The 25,023-nt window shown below is 29.4% G+C and carries 33 protein-coding genes, 1 pseudogene and 1 riboswitch; of the genes and pseudogenes, 14 read left to right on the forward strand and 20 right to left on the reverse strand.

The window, feature by feature from the left end:
- Window positions 1-69: 69 nt before the first annotated feature.
- The 7 genes from AS157_RS04485 to AS157_RS04515 all read right to left on the reverse strand — a co-directional run bounded on the left by AS157_RS04485 (window position 70) and on the right by AS157_RS04515 (window position 7,797).
- The gene (locus AS157_RS04485; protein WP_077289983.1) at window positions 70-1,269 is read right to left on the reverse strand and encodes a thiamine-phosphate synthase family protein; all 1,200 of its coding nucleotides are present in this window, start codon (window positions 1,267-1,269) and stop codon (window positions 70-72) included.
- 3 nt (window positions 1,270-1,272) lie between these two features.
- On the reverse strand, window positions 1,273-1,983 hold the full coding sequence (locus AS157_RS04490; RefSeq protein WP_077289982.1) for an IolE/MocC family protein: 711 nt from the start codon (window positions 1,981-1,983) through the stop codon (window positions 1,273-1,275).
- Window positions 1,980-3,257, reverse strand: a complete 1,278-nt coding sequence (thiC, locus tag AS157_RS04495) for a phosphomethylpyrimidine synthase ThiC (RefSeq protein WP_077289981.1) — start codon at window positions 3,255-3,257, stop codon at window positions 1,980-1,982. The genes AS157_RS04490 and thiC overlap by 4 nt, the downstream gene beginning before the upstream one ends.
- Window positions 3,254-4,030: a sulfide-dependent adenosine diphosphate thiazole synthase gene (locus AS157_RS04500; protein ID WP_077290039.1), complete on the reverse strand. Its 777-nt coding sequence runs from the start codon at window positions 4,028-4,030 to the stop codon at window positions 3,254-3,256. The genes thiC and AS157_RS04500 overlap by 4 nt, the downstream gene beginning before the upstream one ends.
- Window positions 4,031-4,081: 51 nt before the next feature.
- Window positions 4,082-4,193: riboswitch (TPP riboswitch) on the reverse strand.
- A gap of 36 nt (window positions 4,194-4,229) precedes the next feature.
- Window positions 4,230-4,667 (reverse strand): DUF4234 domain-containing protein, encoded by a 438-nt coding sequence (locus AS157_RS04505; protein ID WP_231450401.1) that lies wholly within the window; start codon window positions 4,665-4,667, stop codon window positions 4,230-4,232.
- Between the two features lie 1,105 nt (window positions 4,668-5,772).
- A complete protein-coding gene (locus tag AS157_RS04510) occupies window positions 5,773-5,919 on the reverse strand; it encodes a hypothetical protein (protein ID WP_214494978.1) in 147 nt (48 codons plus the stop codon).
- Window positions 5,920-6,774: 855 nt separating this feature from the next.
- The gene (locus AS157_RS04515) at window positions 6,775-7,797 is read right to left on the reverse strand and encodes an LVIVD repeat-containing protein (protein ID WP_077289979.1); all 1,023 of its coding nucleotides are present in this window, start codon (window positions 7,795-7,797) and stop codon (window positions 6,775-6,777) included.
- 1,414 nt (window positions 7,798-9,211) lie between these two features.
- Between AS157_RS04515 and istA the strand changes: the two genes are divergently transcribed.
- Both istA and AS157_RS04525 read left to right on the forward strand, forming a co-directional pair.
- The gene (istA, locus tag AS157_RS04520; protein ID WP_077289978.1) at window positions 9,212-10,003 is read left to right on the forward strand and encodes an IS21 family transposase; all 792 of its coding nucleotides are present in this window, start codon (window positions 9,212-9,214) and stop codon (window positions 10,001-10,003) included.
- 173 nt (window positions 10,004-10,176) lie between these two features.
- Window positions 10,177-10,563: pseudogene (locus AS157_RS04525) on the forward strand (ATP-binding protein); the annotation flags it as partial.
- A gap of 552 nt (window positions 10,564-11,115) precedes the next feature.
- Here AS157_RS04525 and AS157_RS04530 read toward each other — a convergent pair.
- From AS157_RS04530 to AS157_RS09720, 11 genes are all read right to left on the reverse strand, one after another.
- A complete protein-coding gene (locus AS157_RS04530) occupies window positions 11,116-11,352 on the reverse strand; it encodes a YciI family protein (protein ID WP_077290038.1) in 237 nt (78 codons plus the stop codon).
- Between the two features lie 18 nt (window positions 11,353-11,370).
- Window positions 11,371-11,547 carry a hypothetical protein gene (locus tag AS157_RS04535; protein WP_197023284.1) on the reverse strand — a complete coding sequence of 59 codons (177 nt, stop codon included), beginning with the start codon at window positions 11,545-11,547 and terminating at the stop codon, window positions 11,371-11,373.
- The gene (locus tag AS157_RS04540) at window positions 11,544-11,909 is read right to left on the reverse strand and encodes an HD domain-containing protein (RefSeq protein ID WP_197023282.1); all 366 of its coding nucleotides are present in this window, start codon (window positions 11,907-11,909) and stop codon (window positions 11,544-11,546) included. Before AS157_RS04540 ends, AS157_RS04535 begins: the two co-directional genes overlap by 4 nt.
- Window positions 11,910-11,919: 10 nt before the next feature.
- Window positions 11,920-12,783, reverse strand: coding sequence for a hypothetical protein (locus AS157_RS04545; protein ID WP_077289977.1), 864 nt, complete (start codon window positions 12,781-12,783; stop codon window positions 11,920-11,922).
- Between the two features lie 166 nt (window positions 12,784-12,949).
- Window positions 12,950-13,453, reverse strand: coding sequence for an amidohydrolase family protein (locus AS157_RS04550; RefSeq protein ID WP_214494981.1), 504 nt, complete (start codon window positions 13,451-13,453; stop codon window positions 12,950-12,952).
- Between the two features lie 12 nt (window positions 13,454-13,465).
- Window positions 13,466-13,699, reverse strand: coding sequence for a hypothetical protein (locus tag AS157_RS04555; protein WP_077289975.1), 234 nt, complete (start codon window positions 13,697-13,699; stop codon window positions 13,466-13,468).
- A gap of 438 nt (window positions 13,700-14,137) precedes the next feature.
- Window positions 14,138-14,686, reverse strand: coding sequence for an alpha/beta fold hydrolase (locus AS157_RS04560; RefSeq protein ID WP_077289974.1), 549 nt, complete (start codon window positions 14,684-14,686; stop codon window positions 14,138-14,140).
- A gap of 110 nt (window positions 14,687-14,796) precedes the next feature.
- On the reverse strand, window positions 14,797-15,315 hold the full coding sequence (locus AS157_RS09465; protein WP_197023280.1) for an NUDIX domain-containing protein: 519 nt from the start codon (window positions 15,313-15,315) through the stop codon (window positions 14,797-14,799).
- A 24-nt stretch (window positions 15,316-15,339) separates the two neighbouring features.
- Window positions 15,340-15,549 (reverse strand): inorganic diphosphatase, encoded by a 210-nt coding sequence (locus AS157_RS04570; protein WP_197023278.1) that lies wholly within the window; start codon window positions 15,547-15,549, stop codon window positions 15,340-15,342.
- A gap of 31 nt (window positions 15,550-15,580) precedes the next feature.
- Window positions 15,581-16,039 (reverse strand): hypothetical protein, encoded by a 459-nt coding sequence (locus AS157_RS04575; protein WP_077289973.1) that lies wholly within the window; start codon window positions 16,037-16,039, stop codon window positions 15,581-15,583.
- A 27-nt stretch (window positions 16,040-16,066) separates the two neighbouring features.
- Window positions 16,067-16,249: a PHP-associated domain-containing protein gene (locus AS157_RS09720; RefSeq protein WP_197023276.1), complete on the reverse strand. Its 183-nt coding sequence runs from the start codon at window positions 16,247-16,249 to the stop codon at window positions 16,067-16,069.
- 110 nt (window positions 16,250-16,359) lie between these two features.
- Here AS157_RS09720 and AS157_RS04585 point away from each other — a divergent pair, with 110 nt between their 5' ends.
- The 12 genes from AS157_RS04585 (at window position 16,360) to AS157_RS09480 (ending at window position 24,012) form a co-directional block, all read left to right on the forward strand.
- Entirely contained in the window at window positions 16,360-16,932 is a 573-nt protein-coding gene (locus AS157_RS04585) for a GNAT family N-acetyltransferase (RefSeq protein WP_077289971.1), read from the forward strand.
- 126 nt (window positions 16,933-17,058) lie between these two features.
- Window positions 17,059-17,388, forward strand: a complete 330-nt coding sequence (locus AS157_RS04590) for a hypothetical protein (protein ID WP_077289970.1) — start codon at window positions 17,059-17,061, stop codon at window positions 17,386-17,388.
- A complete protein-coding gene (locus AS157_RS04595) occupies window positions 17,336-17,680 on the forward strand; it encodes a GNAT family N-acetyltransferase (protein ID WP_077289969.1) in 345 nt (114 codons plus the stop codon). The genes AS157_RS04590 and AS157_RS04595 overlap by 53 nt, the downstream gene beginning before the upstream one ends.
- Before the next feature lie 203 nt (window positions 17,681-17,883).
- The gene (locus AS157_RS04600) at window positions 17,884-18,093 is read left to right on the forward strand and encodes a hypothetical protein (protein WP_077289968.1); all 210 of its coding nucleotides are present in this window, start codon (window positions 17,884-17,886) and stop codon (window positions 18,091-18,093) included.
- Between the two features lie 35 nt (window positions 18,094-18,128).
- Window positions 18,129-18,725, forward strand: coding sequence for a class I SAM-dependent methyltransferase (locus AS157_RS04605; RefSeq protein ID WP_231450413.1), 597 nt, complete (start codon window positions 18,129-18,131; stop codon window positions 18,723-18,725).
- Between the two features lie 911 nt (window positions 18,726-19,636).
- Window positions 19,637-20,965: a radical SAM/SPASM domain-containing protein gene (locus AS157_RS04610; protein WP_077289966.1), complete on the forward strand. Its 1,329-nt coding sequence runs from the start codon at window positions 19,637-19,639 to the stop codon at window positions 20,963-20,965.
- Between the two features lie 28 nt (window positions 20,966-20,993).
- Window positions 20,994-22,337 carry a S41 family peptidase gene (locus AS157_RS04615; protein ID WP_250880056.1) on the forward strand — a complete coding sequence of 448 codons (1,344 nt, stop codon included), beginning with the start codon at window positions 20,994-20,996 and terminating at the stop codon, window positions 22,335-22,337.
- A 330-nt stretch (window positions 22,338-22,667) separates the two neighbouring features.
- The gene (locus tag AS157_RS09595) at window positions 22,668-22,793 is read left to right on the forward strand and encodes a hypothetical protein (protein WP_255373660.1); all 126 of its coding nucleotides are present in this window, start codon (window positions 22,668-22,670) and stop codon (window positions 22,791-22,793) included.
- Between the two features lie 451 nt (window positions 22,794-23,244).
- A complete protein-coding gene (locus tag AS157_RS04620) occupies window positions 23,245-23,505 on the forward strand; it encodes a hypothetical protein (protein ID WP_077289965.1) in 261 nt (86 codons plus the stop codon).
- Complete coding sequence (locus tag AS157_RS09470) at window positions 23,438-23,719, forward strand: nucleotidyl transferase AbiEii/AbiGii toxin family protein (RefSeq protein ID WP_231450397.1); 282 nt, start codon at window positions 23,438-23,440, stop codon at window positions 23,717-23,719. The genes AS157_RS04620 and AS157_RS09470 overlap by 68 nt, the downstream gene beginning before the upstream one ends.
- A 72-nt stretch (window positions 23,720-23,791) precedes the next feature.
- Complete coding sequence (locus AS157_RS09475; protein ID WP_250880058.1) at window positions 23,792-23,926, forward strand: hypothetical protein; 135 nt, start codon at window positions 23,792-23,794, stop codon at window positions 23,924-23,926.
- Window positions 23,869-24,012, forward strand: coding sequence for a hypothetical protein (locus AS157_RS09480; protein ID WP_250880061.1), 144 nt, complete (start codon window positions 23,869-23,871; stop codon window positions 24,010-24,012). Before AS157_RS09475 ends, AS157_RS09480 begins: the two co-directional genes overlap by 58 nt.
- A gap of 254 nt (window positions 24,013-24,266) precedes the next feature.
- Here the strand turns inward: AS157_RS09480 and AS157_RS04630 are convergent, their stop codons facing one another.
- Both AS157_RS04630 and AS157_RS04635 read right to left on the reverse strand, forming a co-directional pair.
- The gene (locus AS157_RS04630) at window positions 24,267-24,770 is read right to left on the reverse strand and encodes a hypothetical protein (RefSeq protein WP_077289964.1); all 504 of its coding nucleotides are present in this window, start codon (window positions 24,768-24,770) and stop codon (window positions 24,267-24,269) included.
- Between the two features lie 54 nt (window positions 24,771-24,824).
- Window positions 24,825-25,023: hypothetical protein (locus AS157_RS04635; RefSeq protein ID WP_214494979.1), on the reverse strand; the 199-nt coding region annotated here is incomplete at its 5' end.

The raw sequence follows: 25,023 nt of genomic DNA on the forward strand, positions 1-25,023 counted from the left end.
TATATAATACCACAAAACAAGGCAAATTCAATAAATAAAAAACAATATTTAACTATAAAGGAGTCTTTTTTAAAAAATTACACTTTTTACCTTTTCAATAACCTCTCTAGGATTTCTTCCAAAAACTCTTATCATTGCTTCTTTTCCCCAAAAACCTTTATCATATATTATATCAGGTGATTTATCTAAATCTTGTATAATATTTGCAATTCCCCATCTCAAAGACTGCCCTTCTTTTTCTTTTACCATTTTAGGCTCTAAATCTCTAAAATGCTCATACACTTTTAGACCTATTTTATTTGCTTTTTCTACGTATTTTTCATTAAATTTTATATTTGTCGTACACCTTATATAAGGGAATTTTTTCATCATTTCCAGTGTCATTCTTGCAGTATGAGATTTCCCCTTATAAGTTGCATCACCTAAAAAATGAGGCCTGCCAAAAAGCAACCTTATTCTTCCGGGAAACTTTGCCACTTCCTCTTCACTTTTCGCCCAAGGTAATGCATACGAAATATTTTGTCCAACTTCTGGAATAGTCAAATGACCTATTTCCATAATATCCATTACTATACTATTTAATTCATCTAAGACTTCAACTTTTTGCCATTCTCTTGCTAATAATTCAACCTGCACTCTGTTTTTAGATCTTTTCAAAACTTTAACCAAAATTTCCGATGCCCTTTTGATCGACTCTTCAGGAGTATATCCTAAAACCAAAAGCGAAGAAAACAATGTTGAAAACACACAACCTGTCCCCCTAAAATTACCTCTTATCCTTTCATGTTGAAAAACCTTACCTTTATATTTTATTTCTATCATCTCCGTATTTTCATGTCCACCTGTAATAACCATATTATCAAATATTCCAACTTTCTTTGCTTCAACGCTATTAACAACAATATAATCTGCAAATTTCATATATCTTTTTACTTCTTCCTCATCCAAAAATTTAAATCCACTTGAAGATTCCAAAACCGGATTCCAAACAATTGTTGAATTTTTAAAAAGATTTCTCAATTCCTTTATTATTTTAGGTTGTGCTACTCCAACTTTTACCACACTTACATCTTCTAATAACTCTATCTCATCTAAAATTTCTGAAATTTCTCTAAATTTTACATTATATGTCTTTTCGAGCGTTTGTTTGGTAAATGCACTGACTGCTGAATATACACTCATTCCCATAGCAGTAGCAATACCAACATCTTGTATTAAACCAGCACCTGACGAAGGATCAAATCCTGAAATTATTAGTAATTTTTTCATAATTCACCTCCAGAAATTCAAAAGTCTATTTAACCCTTTGCAGTCTGGTGTTGCTTCAATTACTATATCCACATCAAATTCTTTTATAAAATTTAACAAATTTATGTATTTTTCATTATCAGACCACGGTAAATGATGACATTTTTTATAAGTCTTATCATCTGCATAATACACGTGAAATTCTTCTACAAAATCTGACAATTCTTCTATAAATTCAAATGGATTTATTCTTTCATCAAGTAAAAGATGTCCAATATCAACACACATGGTTAACCCCAGTTCTTCGCATAAAAATTTATAATCTTTTGCCGCATAAAAATATTTATTCCCAAATGTATTTTCAATCCTAATCTTAATAATACCTTTTAATTCATTCAATAATTTAAAATTATCTTTCCAATCTTGCAATTGCAATGTATCTGGATAATGTACTATTAAATATTTGGCAGATAAATATTTGGCCATAAAAGCACTTTGCCTAATCTTCCTAAATGTTTCATGATAATCATTGCACGTTAATTTAGGATGAAAATTCATCTTAAATATAAATGGAGCATGTATTCCAAATGACTTTTTCAAATTAAACAAGTTATTCACAAATAAGGGACTCAAAAATCCTAATTCATAAAAATCTAAATCTTCGAATTTTTCCAAAAAATATTTTAAAAATCTAAAATCACTCCTTATAACACTCGTTGAAACTCCTATTCTCATTCTTTCAAATACTCCTCTACAATTTTTAATGAACAAAATGGTCCACACATTGAACAACCTTTCCCGTGAAATGGTCTATTCTTTAAATATTTATCAACTATCTCCTTGTCTAAAACAACTTCTTTTATGTTTTCAAAATTTAAGCTTTTTCTTGAAATAGCCACTTTATAATTTTCCTCAATAAATTTTCCTCTTGAAAAATCTACAGCCATTGCCGCAATTTTAGAAGAAATAACTCCTAATTTTACATCTTCAACAGAAGGCAATGACAAATGTTCCGAGGGAGTTACATAACAAATAAAATCCGCTCCACTTTTTGCGGCAATTGCTGCTCCAATCGATGAGGTAATATGATCATATCCAGGCGCAAAATCTAAAACTATTGGCCCAAGTAAAAACACTGGAGCATTTTTCCCATACTTTTTCATTAATTCAACAGTAGACTCTATTTGATCAATTGGAACATGTCCAGGCCCCTCCAGTATTACTTGAACATTCTTACTTCGAGCTTTTTCAACTAACTCTTCAAATATAAACCACTCTTCTAATTGTAACCTATCCAATGAATCAAATAAATTCCCGGGCCTTAAAGAATCTCCTAAACTCAGTGTAACATCATATTCTCTAGCAATATCTAAAACTTCATCGAAGTATCTATAAAACGGATTTTCAAATCCATTTTTAATTATCCAACCTGCAATAATAGAACCGCCACGACTTACTATTTTCATTATTCTACTAGACTTTTTTAGTTTTTTTACAATATCTTTTGTAATACTAACATGCAAAGTAACAAAATCTACACCTTGTTTTGCATGTTTTTCAAATATTTTTAAAAAATCTTTTTCCGAAAAATCTACAACATTCCTATTTTCCTTATATGCTATGACCGCTGCATCGTAAATTGGAACAGTCCCTACGGGAATATCTGAAATTTTCAATAATTCTTTGCGTTGAAAATCCAAATCTCCCCATGTAGAAAGAAGCATTACACTATCTGCTTTATATTCTCTCGCTGTTTTATATTTTTTTAATTCATATTCAAAGTTATCATATCCCAAAGAAGTACCGATGTTTGCATTAACTTTTATTTTTAAACCATTTCCTATCCCCATTGGATTTTTCAAAGAAACATGATTATTATTTTTTGGTATAACTATTGTCCCATCTAATAATCCTTTTACAAGATAATCAATACTTCTTCCTTCTTTTTTTGATATTTCATTAAGAATTGAAGGAACCTTACCACTTTTTATTTCATCTATTATTGTCATCCTTTCACCTCAACATCAATATTCTCGATAATAATATTTGCAATTTTAATTCCAGACTTTAACATACCACCGAATATTGGCCCCATTCTTGGACCACCCCCAACAGATACTGCGGCCATTCCCATTACAAGTAACCCCGGGAAAATTTCTTTAGTATTTTCAAGAACAAATTTTTCACCTTCTTTTGCATTCATAGGAAACTCCCTTATTTTTCCTAGAGGTAAGTCAATTGATAAATTTCTATCTATAACCATATTAACTACACTTGCAGGATGTCCAGTACCATCAATAACATATTTTGCCTTTACCGTTATAGGATCAACATGTAACCTTTGTTTTATAACAGGTGCCCAATTAATTACCACACCGTTTATTCTCTCTTTGCTCATTAGAACGTCTTCTACAAAAACATTATTAAATATTTTTGTACCCACTTTTGTTGAATTGTACAACAAAGCTGAAGCAAAATGTACGGAATCAATAGAAATAAACCCTTTAGTTTTCTTGTATTTCATATCTAGCTCTTCTAAAAACCACTCAACATCTTCCTCTACAACTAATTCATTAAATAACATCCCTCCGCCCCATGTTCCACCTCCTGGTTCATTTTTTTCCTCAAAAATTATCACATTAAACCCATTTTTCGATAAAACATATGAAGCGGCTAACGCACTAGGCCCTCCTCCAACAATTGCTACATCTACATCTAAACTTTTTTTTAATTTCTCGGTAAATTCCTCTACTATAATTTTTGAAATTTCTAAATCCCACATCTTAAATCCCTCCTTAAAAAAATTTTGCCCTCCACCGGAGGGCAAAATTTCATTTTTTCTCTTTCCCAGTCCCTCCGCCGGTATTACCCGGTTCAGGTTCTAAGGGTCGAAGGTTTCCACCTTCCTCTCAGCTCCGGAATATGGAGCTCCCCTCGGGAAATTATTCACTTTACATGTATATTTTAACTCAATTATTTTATCAGGTCAAACTTTTCTTAATTTCTTTTATTAATTTATAAAAAAACACATAAGAATATATTCCGAATGTTAATATAGAAAACAAAATTAAATTAAAAATAGATAGTCTTGACTTTAAAACGCTCAAAATCAATTTTAAGTATAAAAGCACAAACAGTAAAGCAAGAGTTTGCGAAAAGAAATACGTAAAAATAGAAGATGTCAAATAAAGCGGAAAAAAGGAAAAAATTACAAGACTTAAAACAATATAATAAATGGATAAAACATTTATCTTTAACTCTCTTTTAATTTTTAAGCCTATTACATACAAAAAAATCAAAAAAGAGATTGATGAAAGTCCCAAAAAAACTTCTGCAAGATCTTTATAGAAAAAATATAAAATATTTGAAAGTATCGAAAATCCCACATACATATAATATGAAATTACCACATATCTCATCCCTTCCTATTCACAAGTATAATAAAATTTTTTACTTAAGTCAATTTTTCAAGCAAGCCCGTTCAAAAAAGGAAAAAAGGGAAAGATGAAGTTATAAATTCAACAAAGAATTTTACAAATTTATTTTGCAATATTCTAAAAAGAAAGATAAACCACGAAAATACACAGAACCCATGATTTGTTTTCTCTTTTTTTACAAGTTCTTTTGAAAGCATTATTACAAAATATAAAGAATAAAGTACCCTCTCACACGTCTCTTTGGTATAGCTTCAAAGTATTAAATACTCAAACACGTTTTATCTTTCATATAAAAAAAGACAACAATCAAACTATGAAATACATATCGTGTGTGGGAAAAAAAGAACTATGAAAGTTCAAAGAAAATTATCAAAAAATCAAGTACAAAATAGAACAGATAATAAAAATAGTGAAAAATATATTTGGAAATAGAGATAGAACTTTTTTGTTTAAAATGCCAAAACTGTGTGTATATGCAAAATTTGTGCTGTACAATTTAATAGAGTTATCCAAATAGTTTTTTATTTAATTTTTCACATAACAATTATATCTCTTTATTTTTTGAAAAGACTCAAATAAGTTTTCTTTCAACTTCTTTCTCATTTTTTAAAGCGAGAATCCAAATTTCAACTAGGTTTTCTCCTGAAGCAAATATCTTTAATCATGAGAAAAGGAAACCGAATATCGCAGAAACAACATCACGAATGTAAATATATTTCCTCTAATCATCTTTTATAATAGGCCCCATCTTGTTATTTTATTCAATTTTGAAATTGCTAATTCCCATTAGAAATAAAATTTATCCAATGGCATGGTGTTTTTGGCATTTTATTATGTATTCGCGACAATCATCAAAAAAGTATTCGTATCAAAAATATATCTATGCCTTTTTATAAAATAAACTATGGTTGCATATACGTTGTTTAAAAATCACTCTTAAAACACCCACAAGATTTTCTTATAAGAACGTTTGTATGAAATTTAACTTTTATTGGCATTTTCTGCTTAACATTCGAAAGTCTATCAAAGGTTATGTCAGTCGTTATTCTCACAATATCATACATTGGTTGTTGCACTGTTGTAAGACTCAACGATCATCATCAAAACCTACTATAGCATGTATATCAGTAGGTAAATAGCCAAGTTGTTTTGAATTGTAACCAAATCCAAAATCTATTTCATCGTTTGAAGCAAAAATCGCTTCAGGTTTGATTGAACAAATAGCCTCACTCACTTTTTCCATGTCCTCTTTTGTAAAATTATCCAAAAAAACAAACGACTCATCATACTTTATTCCACTATTTTAAAAGTTTTCTTCTATAACTTTCTAATCTCTACAGAACATGATAACTATCAAAAAGACTCCTAACAAAAACTATTTTTTCGAAGCCATGAGCTTCCAAGAAGTATTGCATAATAAGCAAACTTCAAATTTCATTATCAAATGAGACCGTATATATTGAAACTTTTGAATATTTTTTCAAGGTATACACATGGTTTCTTAATTTCTGACATTTGATGTGCAAAAGCCTCACACGCTTCTAGATCAAAAACGATAAGTTCATCCACTTGCTTTTTTTCTAATAATAAACGATTTTTTTACAAATTGTTTCTTTATTATTTAAAGTTTCAAATGTCATAAAAAGCTATAATAGTTATTAGCAGAAAGAATATCTTCCACTCCACTAATTATTTCCATATAAAATGAAGCTGATGTTGACAGAAGTACAAGACCAACAGTTCTAGCCATACTTTTGCCAAGATTGACTGCTCGTTTATAAGAGAAAAATTGAAATTTCCAACGATTTTCAAAACTTTTTTTCAGGTATATTCAGAAACATATTCGCTTGTTATTCCAAGGAAGCTTATTCTTTTCTTATTCTGAAGTTCGCTAGATCTTCCCGTCGTTCTAAAATACACCCTGATCTTTTGTTATTTTAAGATGTATTTCCTTTTCTTGTCATTCTGAACACATACATGTGAAAGATTTAACCCCTTTTAACTACGCACTTAATAAATCATATTATTAAAAAAATGGCTTCGGAACTTCACCGAAGCCATTTTTTTGAAATATTTATATTTATTTTTATTATTCACCTAAACCAGTTACGCGCGGTCCATATCCATCTAATTTAAGAGTTTTAACTTTCTTCGGTCTTTTTATATTGGATATGTCAACTATTTCTAATTTATACCCCACTGGAACATATGCATAATTTCCTAAGACATATACTTTTCCTGGCACAGAATCATTAGTCTTGTACATTACAATTTTCTTTGGTTTTTTAGGGTTAGATATATCAACTACTGCAACACCTTTATTAAGTGAAATATACGCATACTTTCCTTTCACAAATATATCATTAACAGAGCCTTCTCCAAGTTCAAGATTTGTAACTGGTCTTGGTTTTGTAGGCTTAGATATTTTATATACTACTAACTCAAATCTCCAATCTATCATATACAGATAATCTTTTTTTGCGTATATTCCAACTGTTACTGCAAACGAGTCGCTGTCATTATCAAAGAACTCTTTATTATTAATTATTCTAACTAATTTTGGACTTTTAGGATTTGATACATCAATTATCGCAAAACCATCACCTTTACAAGCTACATATGCATACTTTCCTTCAACCCATATATCCGCCATTCTTATAGATGAATTAGTATTACTTAATAACTCAAGCTGACTAATCTGCTTTGGACTTTCAGGATTAGATATGTCAAATATTACAAAAAATCTTTTTTTATTTACGACATAGGCGTAATTATCTCTTATATATAGAGCATATGCTTCACCATTAGTGTTAACAGTTGCAACTTGTTTTGGATTTGTTAAATCAGATATATCAAATATCATAAGACCATTTTTTTTAGCTGTAACATATACATAATTTCCATTAACGTATGATCTATTAGCAGTTTTTGCATAAAATTGGCTAACTTCTTCTGGATACATTGGATCACTAAAATCCATAATTTTAACTTTCGAATTTACAGTTACAAGCACATAATTTTTCAAAGAAACGTTTTCACCAAAATACAAACCCGTGGTGAAAACAAGAAGAACTAATAAAGCTACTACCCGTACTTTAAATAATTTATTCATACTTTATACCTCCTATTTAAAAGAATTGTGACAAATATTTTATAAAAAAACTACACTGTTTTATAATAACAAAGAATCAATATATTTCAATTTCAACAATGTAACAATATCGTTAAACACAATATAAATACACCACTTAAATACTTCTTAAATGGTATTTCTGCTTGGTTATATTTATATATAGCTGTAGCTTCAAAAAAAAATATTTTTCCGAAAGAAAATCGACTTTGTAATATACTTATTTTTTATTAAAAACTTTTTTTCAAACGACTTAATTAATGTATAATATCATAGTAGAAGCATTACAAAACATAACATACAAATTATATTAATTATTTATGTATAAAAAGATTACAATACAAAATAACACCAATGTAAATATGCTATTTGCTCTAACGCATTGACAAATAGGTAACTTGCTATCTTTAACCGACACCGAAGATATAGCATTATTCGACATTCAAAGACCTTTTGTTTTGAACAAAACAAAAGTTAGAGATTTATTAGTTTCTCTATACAAAGGTCTATCTGTAGGAATCATAATACTATAGAAAATAGCTAAATCCAATCAACAATCCAAAAACAGAGCTATAACCCCTAATGAAAAAAAGAGCCAACTTATTTGGTCATTGATGGAAAACAAAGATTAACATTACTCTACTTTATAATCAAAAATAAGCCCGTAGTTTTTAATAATGTAAAAAAAGAAAAATTAAAATAGCTTTTAATCATATTATTAAAAATGAAACAATAAAAAAAGCACCCCGAAGTAGTACAATAAAACCAACGAGGGGGGTTATTTTTTTGACAAAAAAGGGCAGAAATTTAAGAAATATTATTCTAAACTAAGATAAGAAGTCATTAGACTTCACTTTGAAGAGAAACTTCCAAAAAGAACCATTTCTTCTCTTTTGGGTATTGATCAAAGCAGAGTTCGTTTGTAGATTAACAACTATCTTACTGTTGAACTAAAAAGGGGTAGGCCAAAAAAGGAAACTTTAGAAGAAGAAATGGAAAGTTGAAAGCTGAGAATGCATATTTGAAGCTCTCTATGAAAAAGATACTTGAAGAAAAAGAAATAAAAAAACAAAGATTGAAGTAATAAACCAACTAAACAAAGAATTCAGCATTAAAATATTGTGTAAAATAGTATGGATTTCAAGAAGCACATATTACCGAATATTACGCAAAAACCAAAGATGTAAATGGTAAAATACAAATGGCCAAGAAGAGGAAAATAAAAATGCGCAAAAATGTACATAAATGGTATCCTTCCAAAGGAAGGAGGGATACCAGAGATGGAAAAAGTCAAACAACATTTGGAAATGTTAAGGGGGATGGATTTAAGGCCGAACTTTTCTGAATTAGCCAGGCTATACGGGATAAACAGAAGGACAGTAAAGAAATACTGGAAATGAACAAATCTAGAAAGTTAGATAAATATTTTGAAAAGATATCGATGTTAATGTCAATTAAAGGTATCACGATTAGAACAGCATATGAAAGATTAAGAGATGAAGAAGGGGGAGTGGTAGGGACATATTCAAACTTTAGGAAATATGTAAAAAGGAAGGTGTTGAGATCAGAGAAAGCTTCTAAAGGACACCCAAGATTTGAAACTTTACCTGGTATTCAAGCTCAAGTAGATTGGAAAGAAAATATGAGGTTACATTCAAAGAGTGGTGAAGAATTTGTGGTAAATGTATTTAATTACAAATTGGGATATTCAAGATACTGTTACTTTGAATACAGACAAAGCAAGACACAACAAGATATTTTTGAATGTTTAATCAATGCATTTAAAACTACAGGTGGTGTTCCTCAAGAGATATTATTTGACAATATGAAATCTGTTGTTGACATTACTGAAAGTGGTAGAAAAATAAACAACAAGATGGAAGCTTTTGCAGCAGATTTTGGGTTTAAAATTAAATTATGTAAACCAAGACACTCATATACCAAAGGGAAAGTAGAGTTAGCAAATAAATTTTTAAATTGGTTATTAGCATATGATTACGCTTTTGAAAGTGAGGAAGAACTAAAAGATATAATTAGGAGAATAAATAAAAAAGTCAACACACAATTAAATCAAGCAACAAATGTTCCACCATTATTGTTATTTCAAAAAGAAAAAGAGTATTTATCCCCCTTGCCAAGAAGACACATCATTGAATCATATGTAGACCACTCCAAAAAGATTCATTAATATACTACAAAAATATACTACAAAGGGAATAAATACTCCTTTCCAATAGAATACATAGGAAAAATAGTTAATCTAAAAATTAATGAAAACTACTTTTAGATTTAAAAAGCTTAATATTTATAGAAAATAATGAAAATATATTATTTGTAGGTACTCCATGAGTTGGTAAAACGCATCTTGCAGTTTCATTAGGAATAGAATGTGCAAAACATAGATATTCAACATATTTTATACATTTCCAAGAATTAATAGCTCAATTGAAAAAAGCTCTAAAAGAAAATAGATTAGAAGTAAGACTTAAACACTTTGCAAAATACAAAGTATTAATAATAGATGAAATAGGATATTTACCAATAGATAGAGATGGAGCAAATATATTCTTCCAACTAATCTCAAAAAGATATGAAAAACATTCAACAATAACAGCAACCAATACTCCGTTCTCAGAATGGAGCGAGATATTTGTTTCTCCTGTACTATCTCAAGCAATATTAGATAGACTATTACACCATTCCCACGTAATCTTAATTAAAGGAAAAGCCCATAAAGGAAAAACTTGAATTTTTCTCTAATTTTTTTAAGCAATAATATCTAAACAACAACAATAATAATCCTTTTTTTGTACATTTTTATTTTCCCTTTTTTATGCATTTTTATCTTGACTTTTACATCCAGAAAGAGTTATTATTAACAAAAAAATTCAAAATCACGATTTAATATACAACGGTAAAATATATGTTCACCTTACACCTTTACTGGAAACTGGTTTGCAGTAGTTATAAAAGATAATAAATTAGGAACAATAATAGGCGATCCAACAGCAAACCAACCATCCAGCTATGGAGACATTTTAAGATTTCAACTACCAATTCCAGGATTTAAATCTTATGTATTCCCAAAAAATGGATGAGGCCTAACATTAATAAAGATCTGAAGGACTGACTGTCCCCTGATATCGAAGTTTATACAACGATAGAAGATATACTGAATAAAAAAGATTCACAAATAGAAAGACTTATAAAAATTATAGATAAAAAACCATGAAAAAAGTATCAATAACCGTTTTTATTAGAAAGAATAACTAACTCCCACTCAAACAGTTTATAAGTATACTATTTTCTTTTTATTATAGGATCATTGTTTGCAATTTCCGTAGCTTCATCTAAATCTGTTGCTTCAAAAATAAGCATTCCGCCATCTTCATTTAAGAAACATCCGTCAATAAAATACTTCTTAGCTGCAACATCGTTTAAATATTTTAAATGATCTTCAAAATCTGTTAGTCCAAATTTACTATCTTTAATTCTATAATCTATTCTAACGAACAATCTATCACCTTTTTTATACAAATTCCTTCTTTTCAGCAATCATAAATTTTCTTTTAACTCTTTTAAAAACTTTCTTGCAAATTTTTCTTTATCACTATAGAGATTCCGTGTTTCTGGAAGGTGAGACTTGAATTTTCCAAGTATGTTTTTTTCAATATACTCTATTGTTTCTTCCAATACTTGACCTCTTAAAGTACCAGTAATTAAGGATTTCAAATTATGAAAGTCTTACCTCCTCCAATTAAGTGAGCCCCATGAAGGATTTTACCTTCTAATGTTATAGGAGTTTTTTTCTTTTGAGATTTCCAGGAAACCTGAATTATCTTACTAATTTTTTCCTTTGACAATCCTTTAGTTTTAAGAAATTTCAATATCTGTTTTTCTTTTTCATAAATGATTCCATGAAAATAAGCACCATATATAATTAAATCCATATCTATTTCGTTTTCATAATGTGTTACTAACCTTTTGGCCATTTTAAGAATTCTTTTTATATGTGATAAATCATGCATCATATCTTTATAGGTATAAAAAGGTCTAACAAAATTTTCTAACTTTTCAACCGTCAAATTTTTCAAGATAATCGCCTCACTCAGATAAATAAGCTAATACTTCTTTTTTTATTATCTCAAAATTTAATCGAGCTAAGTCTTCAATACAGTACTTTTGATCTAATTTCTTTATTAACTCTTCTCCTAAAAAATAACCGACATCACTGATACCTAAAACTTCAAACCAATCTCCAAAAAAGTTTTTCGTGTTTCCCACTTCCAAGGCTTCTTTGTATAACTTTTTTAAAGTTCTCCTTTTTTCATTACATTGTTCCATCCACTTTTTACCCCGAGAATCTATGTTTTTTCCTAATAACTTGTTTTGATAAAATTGTGCAAATCCTTCTTCATATATTCTCCAAATTCCCAAATTATATTTATTTTTTTTAATCCCTCTTGGTAAATCATCTTCTCCTCTCAACTCAAAATGTATTACATGACATAATTCATGGGCTACAAGTGGTTCTAATTTTTCTAACGTATGCCATTTAAGTTCAGCAATTTTTTCAATTCCAAACAATATTGCCCTTTTTCCTTCATATTTATTCACCCAGCCAGCACTATTACCAAGTCCGCAATATAATACCATATTCAATTCTAAATTTAGATTAAACATCTCAAAACTTTTCTTACTTGTTTTGTTAATTATTTGCACTATATTCTGATATGCTTGAATCATTTTTTTGTAATTTTTCTCAATATTGTTAAAAACAAGTTTTTTTGCTATTTCTTGCCAGTTATACCCATTTAATTCGTAATCTTCTTTTATTTTTCTCTCAAGTTCAGGATATTTGGATATATACTTTTTGTCCCATAGTTCAACTTTTTCATTCACAGATAAATCTAATTTATTACAAAAAACTTTTATAAATTCTTGAAATGTATCAATAATTTTTATCACTCAAATTCCTCCTAATAACTTTTTTTATAATACCCTCCGAAAAACTAAACAAAGAAAAAACAACTTTGTACAACTCCAAGCTTTTTTAAATGGTTCTCAGGATGACATCCCCTTTGACGCTTTGTATCTTTTAAATGAGAAAAAAGGAAAAATGTTTAAATATATTTCAGATTAATCCATTCATTCTAATTATATCCAGTTCTTTTGCTGAAAAAACTTCATGTTCATACAACAACAAAAACTCTTCTGATACACCTTTTTGGAACACTATAAAATCATCTGTATTCACAGTTACCTTTATACCATTATAAAATAATTTTCTTATTGGGTGCTTCTTTATACTATCTACCCTGCTCAACATATAATTACTTGTTGGGCAAATGTTCAGCTGGATGTTATTTTTTTTTCGCAAAAAACTCATAACAGATTTTGATTTAACTTCTGTTATTCCGTGTTGAACCACGTTTAATTCAAGAATTTCTACCGTTTCCTGGATGCTATCAGCATCCCCAAATTCTCCAACGTGTGCTTTTAATTTTAAACCTATGGATTTTGCGTTTAAATTTTTTTTTGCTAGCTGTGCAAGTTCATCTCCATATAAATTAACAGACTTAAAATAGTCAAAGTCAAGATAAGGTTCAAACCATTTAATTAAAAAGTCTTCGAAAATACTTCTATTGAATCACAATTCAGGTATAAAAATTACTTCTGGAGCGTATTTTTGGTGAAGTTTCTTCAATGTCTTAATCAACTTCTCAGCTAATCCATTATAAAAATGTATAAAATAAACATCTATACTCATTTCTAACTTGATTACCCCATCCATTTTTGCCTGTACAAAAGCCGTCTCTATTGCTTTTTCAAAACCAGATGTTCCTTGTGATAATTTTTGCTGACCAGCCTTCCATTTCCTCAATACTGGTGATTCTTTTAGTTAACCTTGGAACTTTTCTTCCAAGCCACTTTTCTATATAGTCAAGATTACCTCCCAGGATTGCATAATTGTGAAGATCACTTTTTGGAATTTTTCTTAACTTTTTTATATCTTTATCCTAAAGTACTTTGATAAACTGTCTTGTATACATTGTTCTCCTCCCTATATCAATTTTGTCAACAATTATATAATACATTAAAAACCTATTTAATTTAAATTACAAATTCCCATTTAAAAATCTTATAGCTATATTTCTGAAAAACTCCTTTTTACTTATCATAAGGGGGTGATTTCCATTAGATGTAAATATTGTCAATGATGTTTTTATTTTCTTTGCAACCTCGAGCAATTTTTTATCAATATCATTTATTAAATTATCTTTTAAACTTCCAGTAATAAGTACAGGGCATGTGACTTTATCTAAATTATTTTTGAAATTGTCACAATATTTTTTGCATAATTAATAAACATCTCGCTATCAGCATCCACAACCATTTCCCAATCTTCCCCGTGCATCAATTCCCAAAATTGATTTACGCCATTTCTTTTTGCAATTTCTCTTTCATCTTCTATTTTCAAAGCTTCTTGTAATGTTATTTTTTCTCCAATAAAACTATCCGCTATAACTTTATCAACAATTTGAGGTTTATAAATTGCAAAGTTAAGTGCTAAGATAGCTCCTCCGCTGACTCCCAGGATACTTATTTTATTTAATTTTAATCTGCTGTATAACTCAGATAAAACTTTAACATTCTCCAACCAATAATCTTCCGGAAACACTTTTAACATTTTCGATTTGCCATGTCCTATCATATCAATCAATATTACTTTATAATATTTTGAATAATACAAAGCTTCTTCTTTTAACATTATAGATGAAGCTGTATTACCATGAATCATTAACAGTGGTTTTCCATTACCTATCACTTCATAATATAAGTCATATCCATTATAATTAATATATCCCATTGAATCCCCCTATCTATTTTTAACTTGTTAAAGTAATACTACGCTATTCTAATGCCTTTATTTTGACGCTTGGCTATACCTCTTTTACAGATTACATTTAAATTTATGTATCACAACATATCGATTAGTTCCCTTGGATAAAGTATTTCTTTTCTTTCTTTGAATTCCTTTATACTAACCCATTTTGCCACATTCGGAAAAATATCTGCTGTAATTTTTATTTCTTCTTTTTTATATATCTTATCTTCTACTTTTAATTCATAAATTCTGCACATTTCATGACATTTATAACCTTCAAGTTCAAAGAAATTTTCAATTGTAACTTTATATTCTACCTCATAAACTTCACAATTTAATTCTTCTTTTATTTCCCTTCTTATAGCATCGCCACTTTTTTCCAGAAACTCAATACCTCCCCCTGGTAAATAATAATATTTACCAATTTTTAAATCATTTTCTTCAATTACAAGAATTTCATCTCCACGTCTAATAATGCCTCTTACTGTATTTCTTATAGATTGCTTTAAGTAATCATATGCAAAAATCTCTATATCAAAGAACCTCTCCTGAAATTCTGTTAGTACTCGAATTTCCTCTTTGCTGTATAGACTTCTTTCACTTGCCACCACAAGCTTATCTTCCTGATCATTTTTTCAGTGGATTACTCCTATTACCTTACCTATATACTCATCTATCGGCTCATAAACTCGCAATATATAAGCATCTATTGCTTCTCCATCACTTGTTATAGAATCTGGTATATATCCATAATTTACTGGATAATAAAATCCATATTCAGAATGCTTAGAACCTATAGGTCTGTCAATTTTCACTTTTACTTTTTTATCTAAGAATTTTTTCATAATTTCACCATCCAACGTTATTTGCTTTCAACTATTTCAGCTTAGCTATTTTCAGTTTAAAATATGTGCTAAAAGTATGAACAATAACAAACAACACAGCCAAATAATTGTAAATTTTTAAATTTCCTAACATTCCTATAGCAATTAACCAAGCAATATATGTATATTCTGGCGCCAAAAGTCCTAATGCACTCTTACTCCAATAGCTGTTTGGAAAATATATAACCATCAGCCATGAAATAAAATAAATTGTAACTCCTATAACATATAAAGTGATATATTTTGTGAAGCTTAACGCAGATACATTAAAATTCATAAATACTGGAGCAATGAAAACAATTGCTCTTAAAATATTTTCCAACCAATCTAACTTTGCAAACTTTACTTTGGAAATTATATAACCAACTTTTTCTAATTTATGCGAAAAAAACAAATTCCAGAGAAATATCGGAATTAATAGTAAAAAACAATTACTTAAGATCGCGCTCAAAATCTTTCCCTCCAATACAAATCACAGCTATTGTTTATTATTTATTATTACTGGTTCACATCGCCCTTCTTTTATAGCACTAACTAAATCATAAATACTATCAACATCATCAAAAAAATGAGTCCCTACCTTAAACAAATCGCCAATATTATGGACGTCACTACCACCCGTCTGCGGCTTTTTTTTGCCAATTCTTTTGCTTGTAACCAATATTTATACGCTACCTTTCCGTTGTACACTTCAATTGCATCTACCAAGTTTACAATTTCAGCTGCAAACTTTTTATCATTAACCTTACAAACACCATACCCAGTAAATGGATGTGCTGCTATAATTATTCCTCCAAATTCATGAACATAATTTACAAATTCTTGGTAAGATTAAGAGCATATAAAAAAGAAGATATCGATATTGTTTTAGAATACATCAATGACCCAGAAGTAAAAAAATATTTAGTACCTGGTATCCCGTTTCCATTCAGAAAAGAAGATGAAGAAAAATGGTATCAAAATCTTGATCCCTTTAGTACAAAGTCATATTCATTTGATATAGAAACATTAGAAGGAAAAGAATATATAGGAGGATGTGGAATTAACGATGTTGATTGGAAAAATTCAGTAGCTGTTGTAGGAATCTTTTTAGGGAAACCCCATTGGAACAAAGGGTATGGCACAGATGCAATGAAAGTACTTGTAAGATTTATCTTTGAAGAAATGAACATTAACAAAATCAAATTGTATGTTTATAGCTTTAACAAAAGAGCAATAAAATCATATGAAAAGGTGGGATTTAAAAAAGAAGGAGTTTTAAGAGAAGAAATTTTCCGAAATGGAAAATATCATGATGTATATGTAATGGGTATCTTGAAAAAAGAGTGGCAAAGCAAAATTTAAAGGGGGGAGGGGGATAGGATATTAGTTATAGGGGCGTCAATTGGCGTTCCCGTTTATCTGGTTAAATACATTATAATTAAAATTTAACTGAATAATCATGTATATTAGTTGCGGGGGGGAAAAACCATGGTTTTCAAGGAAGAAAAAGGAAAACTTTATGTTTTTGAAAAAGGAGAACTCAGAGTATACATAGAAAATTGGAGAAAATACAAAAGATTTTATGGTGGAAAAATTATCGAAAATAAGTTTAGCGATTTTTCAGAATTTTTAGAAGTAATTCCTAAAGAATTCAAAAAATCGTATCCACGACATTCACTTATTCTAAACCTTGGAAAAGTAATAAATAACAAGCTTAATTCAAATGGTTATACGATTTTGAAAAGAAACTTTATGGTAATTGAACTTGGAAATTTTACTGAAAAAAACGGCAATAAATGCAGGACAATTAAAATATGATGATCTGATAAAAAATATAAATAGAATATATGAAGCAACCCCTTGGTATGATAAATTGCTAATGGGTGTTAAAAACATCAACGATATGATCAAGTTCTATGATGAAATAATAAAAGGAAACTACGGTACTGTATTGACGGAATTATCATTTGAACTTGAAAATCCATTTAGAGGGTTTATTCTTACTTTAAAAGAAAGTAATTCTGCTATTTTTATTGCAAATCTTGTTGTTTTACCAGAATATAGAAAACAAGGGTTAGGAACATTGTTAGTAAAAAAAAGTTTTGAATAAGGCTTATGAATTAGGGTATAAAAAAACTTTTTTAGTAGTGACTGATCTAAATCCATCCAAGCAACCTTATACAAAGCTTGGATTCAAATTGATTGATAGTTCATCATTTCTGGTTGTGCGTTAAGTTTTTTTGAATTACTGAAAATATTAAAATTTTAAGAAACAACAAAGTTATATTTAAAAATACGTAAGGGGGTTAAATTGTGAATGTTATTAAATGGATAGAAAGTGAATTAGATCCTGTCCCATGCACCTCGGAAGATTTCATTTACAATGATATGGAATCTCAATTTAACTATTCATTACCAATTATCTATCAACCTTTTGATGTAAAAAACAAATCTCATTGGGCAGATCAAGGAGCTATTTTTGATTTTTTTATTCAGTTGGTGGGAATGATAAAGTCTTACTAGATTTCGGTCCAGGAGATGGTTGGCCATCATTAATTATAGCACCCTTTGTAAAACAGGTAATAGGAATTGATGCTTCTAAAAAACGTATAGAAGTTTGTAAGGATAATGCAAAGAGATTAGGCATTAAAAACACACAATTCATATACTATTCCTCGGGAAGTCGATTGCCATTTCCAGATAATTTCTTTGATGGTATTATGGCTGCTTCTTCTATAGAGCAAACCCCTAATTCGAAAGAAACATTAAAAGAATTGTATCGAGTACTTAAACCTAGCGGAAAAATAAGAATCTACTATGAAGCTTTAAATAGGTATAAAAACGGTAAAGAAAACGATATTTGGATCGCCAAGCTAAACCAACAAACTTGTAAATTAATCCTTTATTTTAGAAACATAGAAGAGGAATACGCTATTCAATATGGTCTAACAATATCACTATCAAAAGAAGAATTAATAAAATTATTAGGAGAGACTACCTTTAATTCAATTACAATTGAATTTTTAGAAACAATTAAACCTTTAATAAGCAAAGCTCAGTTCTCAAAGTTACAACACCCTTCAGGACAAACTTACACACGATGGCTTAAGGAAATTGGATTCAAAAAAAATCCTACCAACTCATGGCGGAGCTGAGGTTGCTTTGAAAATCTTTAATGAACTTTCTGAAAAAGAACTTCCGCAGAGTTTAGAAAAGGTTAATGAAATCATTAAACCAATCATCAAAGTCGCCGTACAATTGACAGTTCCTATAGAATTAGATCCTTTAATTACTGCAATAAAATAAAATGGTGTGCAGAACTGCACACCATATTTTAACAATTACTTTTTTTACTCTGCTGACCATCTATACATCAATCTGGCATATATTCTTCCAAATTTTTTGAAAGAATCAAGAAACCAATTCTTATTTGATTGATGCATTTTAATATTTCCTCCGGGAAAAGTTGCATCAAATACTGCACCATATGGTACCGCTTTTACATAAGTTTCTCAATAAATCTTTTCAATGCTTCATTTAGCTGTTTGGTAATCATATCTACATTTTATCCAAGCCCCCTTTTGAAACAACATCTAAACGTCCCAAAATTCCATATAATTTTCCTGTATTTCCAAATGTTACATGTTCTGCATAGTTATCAACATTTAAAGTTTCAAAACCAAGTTTTTTACAAATTTCAAGTGTCTCAGAAAGTGCTTTGGTGGGCTCTTTCCCGGATATGGACTATTAATCTGTTTAGGTAAATGTTTTTTTATAGCAATTTCTCGACAGAATCTTCAAATTCGTTGTAATATTAAAAAAATAATATGTTAACACACAAACAATAAATTAGTAATCATTTAAAACACAAAGTATTTTTTTAATAATTTGTCATAAAAAAAAAAAAAAAAAGCAAAATGAATTTTTTTGAAGGTTGTACGAGTGAATTTATAAATTGTATAATGCAATTTGGATGGAATATAAAAAATTTTAAGTATTTTATTTAACAAGTGAATTTTTTCTCATATTCATTTAAATAAACAAACTAACGGGGGAGAAGGGTAATATGGAATTTAAACTCATAAGTCGCTTTGGAAAACATCTTCTTTTTTTGCCTGAGCATTTGTTGTTGTTTGAGATTGATGAAGAGTTATTTTCATTTTTTGAAAACAAAAGTACTTTGCCAGAATCTATAAAAAAGGAAATATTTAAATACTTACCAATTAAACAAAAAAATGAGTTGACGAAAACGGTTGAAGAAAAGTATGATATTAATGCAATAGTTCTAACAGTATCTCATGAATGTAATTTAAATTGCAAATATTGTTATGGAAACAACGGAACTTATGGTAATCCAGGAGTCATGGATTTTGAAACTGCTAAAAGAGCAATTGAAACTTTTTTTGATAAGGGTCAATCAAATGTGGGAATTACATTTTTCGGAGGAGAACCTCTGCTGAACTTTAAACTTATAAAACAAGTTACGAAATTTGCAAAAGAATATATTGGAAGAAATGTAAAATTTGGAATGACAACCAATGGAATTTTGATAAAAGATGATGTTGCATGTTTTCTGACAAATAATGATTTTAGTGTTCTGATAAGCTTAGATGGAGATCAATTTTACAATGATAAATTGCGTTACACAAAAGCTGGTAAAGGCACACATAATACTATCTTAAATAGTATTAAAAAATTATTATTGTATAACACAAATGGTAGAGTTAGTATTCGTGCTACGTTAACTTCTATAAATAACGATTTGATTGAATTAGTTGGATACTTTTCTTCTTTAGATTTACCATTCACAATTCAATTAGTTACAACAAATGATGAAAATTTAAGACCAACTTTCGAAGAATTATCTTCGAAAATTAATGATTTTGGAAAATATATTACAGATCTGGTTAGAGATAGAAATTACAAACAAGCTTTTAAAAAGACATTTGGATGGATGAACCTTGCAATAACTGTTGTTCATGGTAAAAATAAAAGATTTTATCCGTGTGGCGGTGGTAGAAAAGTTTTGGTTGTAAATCCAATGGGTGATATTTACATTTGCCATAGAATGGATGGAAACAATAACGGCAAGGTTGGAAATATATTTGAAGATACTCGTGAGGACATTATTGAAAATACAAGAAGATTATTTTCAGAGAAGCTCTATACTGTGGATCACTTACAAGATTGTTCTAACTGCTGGGCAAAATATATTTGTGGTGGTAGATGTTATCATGAATCACTGATTACGGCTAATGAATGGAATACCGTTGATAAGCTCAGTTGCCATTTTAAGAAAAAATTGTTTGAATTGGGATTAGTAATATATGCTTATTTACCTGATAAATTAAAAGATAATTTTTCAAAAGCAAACAAATCAGAAGTAGTTTCATAATAAACTGTTTTAAAAAAGGAGGGATTTTATGAAAAAATCTTTGAAAGTGTTAATAGTTCTTTTTTTAACAAGTGTTGTTTTTATTTCCTCGATATTTGCAGCCAAAATTGAACCAGAAAAACTTCAAAGAGATTTTGAATTTATTATTGCCCTTCTAAAAGAAGCGTACATTGATCCAAATGGACTGGTTAAAAGCCCAGAATTTGCAGAGATCGTTGATGATGTAAGAAGAAAACTTAACAAACCTATGGATAGTTTTGAATTTTTTAAAGCGGTTTCTCCTATTTTCCATTACCTGAATGATTACCATTGTAGTATTGAACTTCCCATTTCGAATGATTCTCAAATCTTTCCAATGACTCTTTATGTTATAGATAATAATATCTACGTTGTTTTTTCATTGATCGAGAATATACCAATAAAATCAAAAGTTTTGGCGATTGATGGCATCCCATCAGCACAAATAATAAAGGAGTTTGAGCAGTACACCATTACAAAAGATAACTCTTCTCGGAAAGAACATGAAATTTCCCGATATATCAACTTGATACCGAGTTTTTGGAATAAAAAAAGTGCGGAAATAGAATTTGAATATAACGGCTCTATAAAAAGAAAAAATATAAAGGCTATAACAATGAAAGAATATAGAAGAAAAGTTCAAGAATCTAAGAAATCAAAATTACCCTACGAATTTGAAAGAAAAGGAAATATAGGGATATTAAGAATAGGGAGTTTTAGCATCAAAGGAAATTTATTTGTCGATTTCAGAGAATTTCTGAATAAAGTTTTTAGAGAAAATAAAGACATGACAGATCTGGTTGTAGATATAAGAAGAAACTTCGGTGGTAAACCACAAAGCGTAATTGAAGTATTAGGCCATTTCGTAAATAAAGAACTTTCTGTGAAACGTAGAGTTAAAGTTAAAAACTCCAAGTACAACATACAAGCTTTGGCAGGAATAGGAGTTCGTTATGATACAAACACCGATGGAAGAGTAATTGAAACAACTTATTCGTGGATTATAACTCCAAGAAGTCCTGTATTTAATGGAAAAGTATGGGTACTTGTCGATAACGGTATAGCTTCAGCTGCAATAACTTTTGCCAGTATTGTTCAAAGTTATGGAATAGGAAGAATAATAGGAGAAAGACCAATTTATTCCTCACATTTTACAATGGGTGGTATTAATCATTATTTGCCAAATATGAAAATTTATGTTTACATTCCAGCTGCAATCACATCTTACTCCTCACCTAACAGAATAATACCAGATTACGAACTTGCAATGACAACAGAAGAGAGACTTGAGTGGTTGACAGGAGTTTCTGATCCTGTTCTTGAAAAAGTAATAAAAATAATTAAGAATAAATAATGTTTTGAATAATCATTGAACATGAAAGAAGGGGATTAAGGAAAGGAGTGAAAAAATTGAAAATAAAATTGTTAAATACTGGACCTAAGAGCGAAGAACAAATAGAAGCTTGTCTTACACCCGGAGATGGAGACGGTTTGTGGCGGTGAAGATACAGTTATATGCGATATGATATGTGAAATTCCTTGTATTTTTGATCTGTGCGGTTATGGTAATCCTCCAATTATGTATTAATTCTTGATGAAAAACCAAAATAAAAAACAACTCCCCTTCTTTCATGTTCCAAAACAAATATAAATTGTATAAATCATATAACGAAGTTTAGGTTTAATGAACCTGCAAACAATTAAGAAAGCTCTAAAAGTGATTTATGAAAAATGGCAATCAAATGTTGGAATCTCTTTTTTTGGCGGAGAACCACTTATCAATGGTTTGATGTTATCAAGAGAGTTGTAAATTTTGCAAAATTTATGACGAATCTAAAAAGTTTTCTTAACTATATTACCTTCCTTGAGCATTATCTACATCCTTTAAGAGAAAATTCGTAACAAAAATACCTCAAACACCACTTGCTGCTCCTACCTTCTGTTATTGTTATGTGAGAAAACATCAATAATATCATTAACATTGCAAGTATCAAAATTTTCTATTGAGTTGATCCGATACGAAAAGACAGAATAATCAAGGAAAGCGGGAGCTGTTTCAAAAATAAAAATATAAACTCTTCTCATTTTTGTCATTCTGAGCAATATGTGCGAAGAATCTTGAATGATATCCCCTCTTCCTGTCATTCTGAGGTGCGAAGCACCGAAGGGAATGTCATCCTGAGGAGCAAAGCGACGAAGGATCTTAATTGTTTGGATTTTTGAAACAGCACATGATATAATATTAATGGGAGATAATTAGTATGAATTTTGTGTGGGATAGTTGTAGAGGAAATGAAACTATAATAAGAAAAATGATATTTGGAGATATTGAAGATATAAAAGAGCTTTTAAAAGTATATGGAAAAAGCAACCTGAGAAAAGTTTTTTTGGATAATTTCCACAGGTTTCAGGGTAGGGATAAAAGCTATTGGCAGCTGATTTTGGAGGTTTCTGATGCACAAATTAACCTTAGAGCAAGAGAATGTTTTAGAAAAAATACTGGAATTAGACATTTTCCATGAGTTTTATCTTGCAGGTGGTACTTCTCTTCTTTTAAAATATAATCATAGACCATCCTTGGATTTCGATTTTTTTCTTTTGCCCACCGAAAAATTCAAACTTGAACTATATGAAAAAGAGTTACTTAAGAACTTTCAGGATATAGAATTTGTGTATAGAGATACTCAAACTCTTATTTTTGTCCTTAATGGGGTAAAGGTTTTTTTATTTGAGTAACCATATCCTCTTATAAAAGAAATTGAGAAAATAAAAAATGTACCAGCGGCAAGTGATGAAGATATAGCTTGTATGAAGGCAGATGCCATAAGTAAAAGAGGTCTAAAAAAAGATTTTTTTGACCTCTGGACATTGATAAAGATTCATAAATGGAGCATCAACAATTTGTTAGATATGATACAAAAAAATATCTTGAATACAATTTAGCAGTCTTTTTAAAATCACTTACGTATTTTGATGATGCTGAAAAAATAAAGACTTTCAGGAAGTTGAAAATAGTTGGAACAAAATAAAAGACTTTTTTAGAAACTATGTAAAAATGTATAAATTCTAATTAAATCGATGGATAAATTTATCTATCGTGGATTTGGTAATGTTTTTCCAATGCACTTTTAGATACTCGTCTTTTAATTTTTTGTGTGAGATCCATAAACAGTTATTCAAAGTCTTTATTGGATTTGTTGTGTATATTAAATTTCTTCTTTTTCTTTGAACATATCAAGTTTTTCTTTGAAAAAGCTTACTTTCTTATATTTTTATAAAACTTTCAAAAGTAACGTCTTTTTTTATTTTTCATCATAACAAAAATTATGTTCTTTTTATTTAATGGATGTACTAATACAAGTATTAGTAAATATATTATTATCCATTTTAGCCCTTTGTTAAGTACATCCCTGTTTCCGTAAAATATGTAAAGTATCACAGACCATAGCACCATTGTTATGTTAACATATTCAAAGTAAAATGACACCCACCAACCTTTAACTTTGACTTTACTAATCTTTTCTCTCTTGCAAGTTTTAAATATTATGTTTGAGAGAAAATTCAATATTGCTATTGATGGGAAACTTAATATTACTATCCAGTAAAGCTTGAACCACCAACGAAAATCTCCTGTATCAGATAAAGGTGGAATGTTTGCTTTTGAAAGCAATAAATACATATCAAATATAGAAAGAATAATTGCAAAAATTGGTATGATATTTATTTCTACGTATTCTCTAATAAGCCAAGTTTTTAATTTAATGAATATATTATTTTTTGTATCCATAATCACCCACCTTTGTGATAAATACTATATAAAGTTTTATGTTTTGTAAAGTTACTATCGCCCATGCGCATAATCTACCGCTTTAAGAATAAAATTTTTAATACCAATTGAAGCAGCTCCACTAGCAGCTCCCGTTACAAATCTCCCCAGCATAGAAGTAGGTCCGCCTGCTAAAGCTATAATACCAGCTAGTCCAATTTCAAATAATGGACTTTGCACTACTTTTCTATCTGCCTGCCAAGCTTTGGTGGTT

It is taken from the genome of Thermosipho sp. 1244 (genome assembly GCF_018588215.1).
Taxonomy (GTDB): domain Bacteria; phylum Thermotogota; class Thermotogae; order Thermotogales; family Fervidobacteriaceae; genus Thermosipho; species Thermosipho affectus.